General features: G+C 64.5%; 4 protein-coding genes. 1 reads left to right on the plus strand and 3 read right to left on the minus strand.

Annotated elements, in window-relative coordinates:
* Positions 1-445 precede the first annotated feature (445 nt).
* On the minus strand, positions 446-1,063 hold the full coding sequence (gene rpsD, locus ACE3S9_RS14585) for a 30S ribosomal protein S4 (protein ID WP_374547208.1): 618 nt from the start codon (positions 1,061-1,063) through the stop codon (positions 446-448).
* A gap of 392 nt (positions 1,064-1,455) precedes the next feature.
* Here rpsD and murI point away from each other — a divergent pair, with 392 nt between their 5' ends.
* Entirely contained in the window at positions 1,456-2,280 is an 825-nt protein-coding gene (gene murI, locus ACE3S9_RS14590) for a glutamate racemase (RefSeq protein WP_374547209.1), read from the plus strand.
* Between the two features lie 26 nt (positions 2,281-2,306).
* Here murI and ACE3S9_RS14595 read toward each other — a convergent pair whose 3' ends face one another.
* The gene (locus ACE3S9_RS14595) at positions 2,307-2,792 is read right to left on the minus strand and encodes a hypothetical protein (protein WP_374547210.1); all 486 of its coding nucleotides are present in this window, start codon (positions 2,790-2,792) and stop codon (positions 2,307-2,309) included.
* Positions 2,793-2,961: 169 nt separating this feature from the next.
* On the minus strand, positions 2,962-5,069 hold a 2,108-nt coding region (gene parC, locus ACE3S9_RS14600; RefSeq protein ID WP_374547211.1), incomplete at its 5' end, for a DNA topoisomerase IV subunit A.

Below are 5,069 nucleotides of genomic sequence, written 5' to 3' on the forward strand. Positions count from 1 at the left end.
GATCGGGATGAAGCGCAGGGCCTCGTTCTGAAGCGAGGGCGTCAGCAGGACGACGAGCACGGCGACGCCCGCCAGCACCGTTCCGCCCATAACCCACAATACAACCGCCAGTCTGGTCATCGTCGCCTCCGCGAAATGCCTGCGGCGCTCTATAAGAAGCCTGCGACGATACAGTTGTTTCGCCGCAGGCTTCCGCCGCTCGCTCCCCCCAGCGCGACAAAGCCTAAGCCGTCTTTCCCGCATCTTGCCGGAGACCCCGAGCCTCGCGCCGGAGCCGCAGCCCGTCGTTGACGTGAATCAAGAAGCAGGCGTGCTGCGGCGTTTGGACGCAGAACGAAAAAGGCCGCCCAAAGGCGGCCTTGATGTGGTTTCTGCCGGTTGCTCCGGCGTTCGCCAAAGCTTCCGTTGTGCCGGTCGCTCTGGCGTACGCCAACCGCTTCAGGAATTAGCGCGAATAGAATTCGATGACCAGATTCGGCTCCATCTGCACCGGATAGGGCACTTCATTCTGGAGCGGGATGCGGGTCAGCTTGGCGGTCATCTTGGAATGATCGACCTCGTAATAATCCGGCACATCGCGCTCGGTCAGGCCGACCGATTCCAGCACGGTGACGAGCTGGCGCGAGGCTTCCTTGACCTCGATCACGTCGCCCGGCTTGACCAGATAGGACGGGATGTTGACGCGACGGCCATTGACCTTGACGTGGCCGTGGTTGACGAACTGGCGCGCGGCGAAGACGGTCGGCACGAATTTGGCGCGATAGACCAGCGCGTCGAGGCGGCGCTCCAGCAGACCGATCAGGTTATCCGACGAGTCGCCCTTCATGCGGATCGCCTCGGCGTAATATTTGCGGAACTGCTTCTCGGAAATATTGCCGTAATAGCCCTTGAGCTTCTGCTTGGCCTTGAGCTGGGTGCCGAAATCGGACAGCTTGCCCTTGCGGCGCTGGCCGTGCTGGCCGGGGCCATATTCGCGACGGTTGACCGGGCTCTTCGGGCGGCCCCAGATGTTCTGGCCCATGCGGCGGTCGATTTTATATTTGGCTTCGGAACGCTTGGTCATTTCTGTCCTCAACAAGGTGCGACACGAGGACAGCCCGACGTCGCCGCGAAAACGCAGCGCGCAAAAGCGTCCCCCCGCCGCGCGGGTGGAACGCGCCCTCCTCTGCCCGAATATTTCCGGGCCGACAGACCACTCACCTTTTGGTCGGACGACCTGGAAGGGAGCAATCGCGGGTGCGAAAAAGCTCCGCGCCCGGAAACCAGGCGCAGAAGAAGGCGCATCCCTACAGGCCCTCGCCCGCCCCGTCAAGGGCTGCGGCGGAAAGGTAGCAATGGATTGCTTCGCTCCGCTCGCAATGACGAACGCGCCTTCGCCGGTGCGCAAGCGATTTGCCGTTAACCCGTTGTTCAGTTTAAAAGCGTCCTTTGTCTTGACCGACATTGGCCGCTTCGATGAACCGCGCCCCCAAGATTCTTGTTTTCGATTCCGGCCTCGGCGGCCTCACCGTGTTCCGCGCGCTGGCGGCGCAGCGCCCCGACGCCGATTATGTCTATGCGGCCGACGATCTCGGCTTTCCCTATGGCCCCCGGAGCGAGGACGAAGTCACGGCCCTCGTGCTGGCCGCCATGGAGCGCCTGATCGCCGATCACGCGCCGGATTGCGTCGTCATCGCCTGCAACACCGCCTCAACCCTCGTGCTGCCCGTCCTGCGCGCACGCTGGCCGGCGATTCCCTTTGTCGGCACCGTTCCCGCGATCAAGCCGGCGGCCGAATATTCGCAATCGCGGCTGATTTCCGTGCTCGCCACGCCCGGCACGGTGGCGCGCGACTATACACGCGACCTGATCGACAAATTCGCCGGCCATTGCGAGGTGACGCTGGTCGGCTCGAAACAGCTCGCCGGCCTCGCCGAAGCTTTCATGCAAGGCGAAACCCTCGACGAGAGCGCCGTCGCGCGCGAGATCGCGCCGTGTTTTGTCATGCGCGAAGGCCGGCGCACCGACGCCGTGGTGCTGGCCTGCACCCATTATCCGCTGCTGCTGGACGCCTTTGTCCGGCTCGCGCCCTGGCCCTTGCGCTGGATCGACCCCGCCCCGGCCATCGCCCGCCGCGCGGATCATGTGCTCTCGGCGCATTTCCCGACTCATGTCGTGCGCGACGCCGCTTTCGTCTTGGTCTTCACCAGCGGCGCGGCGCCCGCGCCCCGGCTGCTGAAAACCATCGACCTGTTGCGGCAGACCGTCGCCCGCGAAACCCTCGCGCGCGCCTCGGCCTGATCTCTCCCGCCTGCACAACGTCCAGTTTAGTGAGCCGGCGCGATCGTGCAGGTCGCGCCGCCGCCGGCCCGATCGGCGATCGCGCCGGGATCGATCGCGCAGTCCAGCGCCCCCGTCGCCTCGAAAATCGAGCCGGCCGCGCCGTCCGAGGGCACGCCATTCTCGACCAGGGTCGCGTAGAGTTCATGCGCCAGTCGGCCCTTCAACGACACTTTCTTCGCGCCGAAGGTCAGTTCGCAGGAATGGGCGGTGATATCGACATTGCTCGCGCGGCAGACGACCGAATCGGCCTTCACCGCGAAAGTCGCGCTCCTGGGGAATTTCGCGCTGGCGCGGCCATCCAGATATTTCCGCAGCACGGCCTTTTGCGCCAGGGACAGGTGCGGCGCATGCTGCCCGACCAGCGCCGCCAGCGCCAAGGCGCCGCCGCCGGACACGTTGGCGACATTAGCGGCCGCCGCCGGAGCCGCCATGCAGACAACCGCCGATGCGACAAGGATGAGGCGTTTCATGAAAAATCCCTCCGAGGCGCGAAGCTTATACTAAGTTTCGATGATCGCGACTCATCGCGATCATCGAGGCCCCTCGCATCAGCTCGGCGTCGCATTCGCTCCTGACCGGTTCTCATAAATGAGAACCGGAATTAACCGCGAAGCGCGGCGCCCGCCAGATCCCTCTCCGTCACGAGAACTTGTTCGCCTTCGGGAATCCCTTCGGCGGCAGGCGTCCGGCGTCGGCGCGATGGCCGAGCCATTCGGTCAGCGCCTCCTGCGCGACATTGAAGACACGGCCCGCCGGGTCGACCCAACTCAGCCCCTCTCCGAGCGTGAAGGGCTTGATGTCGGAAAGGCCGCCGTCCTTATAACGTTGCAGGCGCACGCCCTTGCCGCGTGTCATTTCGGGCAGTTCGGACAGCGGGAAACAAAGCAATTTCCGGTTCTCGCCGATGACCGCGACATGATCGCCGTCGGCGGCCACGACGAAGCGCGCCTTGGCGGGCGCGTCCACGCCGAGCAGCATCTTGCCCTTGCGCGTATTGCCGATCATGTCGTCCTGCGCGGCGAGGAAGCCGCGCCCGTCCGAGGCGGCGACGATCATTTTCGCGCCCGGACGATAGACGAAGACCGCGGCGACATCCTCATTGTCGTCGATATCGGCGAGCAGGCGGATCGGCTCGCCGGCGCCGCGCCCGCCCGGCAGTTTCGAGGCTTCCAGCGTGAAAATCTTGCCGTCCGTGGAGAGGACCAGGATTTTCGACACCGTCTCCGCGAACAGCGACAGCCGCAAAGCGTCATCGCCCTTGAATTGCAGCGCGGAGAGATCGGCGACCTGGCCCTTCAGCGCGCGGATCCAGCCCTTCTGGCTGACCACCACGGTGATCGGCTCGCGCTCGACCAGCACGTCGGCGAGATCGAAATTCTCGGCATGGGCGGTGAGCGCCTCGAACGTCGTGCGGCGCTTGCCGATCGCCGTATTCGGCCCCCATTTCTTTTTGATCTCACGGATCTGCCAGGTGATGGTCTTCCACTGCCGCGCCTCGTCTCCGAGCAGGCCCTCGATATCGGCCTTTTCCTTGGTCAGGTCGGCATGTTCCTGGCGCAGCTCCATTTCCTCCAGCCGGCGCAGCGAACGCAGGCGGGTGTCGAGGATGTAATTGGCCTGGTTGTCGGTCAGCGCGAAGGTCGTCTTCAGGACGTCTTTCGGCTCCTCCTCCTCGCGGATGATGCGGATCACCTCGTCGAGATTGAGGAAGGCGATGATCATGCCGGCGAGGACTTCGAGCCGGCGCTCGATCTCGGCCAGCCGGAAGCGCGAGCGGCGGACCAGCACATTGCGGCGATGGTCGAGCCATTGCCGCAGGGCCTCGGGCAGCGAGAGCACGCGCGGCACCACGCCATCGACCAGAACATTCATGTTCATGGCGAAGCGGGTTTCCAGCTCGCTCATGCGAAACAGGCTTTCCATCATCACGCCGGCGTCGACATTGCGCGCGCGCGGCTCCAGCACGATGCGGACGTCCTCGGCCGATTCGTCGCGCACATCGGCGAGCAGCGGCAGTTTCTTTTCATTGACCAGTTCGGCGAGTTTTTCGATCAGCCGCGATTTTTGCACGCCATAGGGAATTTCCGTGACCACCGCGTTCCAGACGCCGCGCGCGCCCTCCTCCTTCGACCAGCGCGCGCGGATGCGGAATGAGCCGCGCCCGGTGCGATAGGTCTCGGCGATGACGTCGCGCGAATCGACGATAATGCCGCCGGTGGGGAAATCCGGCCCCGGCACGAATGTAATGAGCTGGTCGGCCCCCGCCTTGGGATTGGCGATGAGGTAAAGCGCGGCGTCGCAGAGTTCGGCGACATTATGCGGCGGAATGGAGGTCGCCATGCCCACCGCGATGCCCTGGCTGCCATTGGCGAGCAGGTTGGGGAAGGCTGCCGGCAGGACGACCGGCTCCTTCTGGTCGCCGGAATAATTCTCGCGGAAGTCGATAGCGTCTTCGTCTATGCCTTCGAGCAAGGCGCGCGCGACATCGGTCATGCGCGCTTCGGTGTAGCGATAGGCCGCCGCGCCGTCGCCGTCGATATTGCCGAAATTGCCCTGGCCGTCGACCAGCGGAAAGCGCGAGGAAAAATCCTGCGCCAGGCGCACCAGAGCGTCATAGATCGCCTGGTCGCCGTGTGGATGGAACGAGCCCATCACGTCGCCGACGATTTTCGCGCATTTCTTGAACGGGGCGCCGGGATCGAGCCGCAGGATGTGCATGCCATAGAGAATGCGGCGATGGACCGGCT

The organism is Rhodoblastus sp. (assembly GCF_041915505.1).
Lineage (GTDB): Bacteria > Pseudomonadota > Alphaproteobacteria > Rhizobiales > Beijerinckiaceae > Rhodoblastus.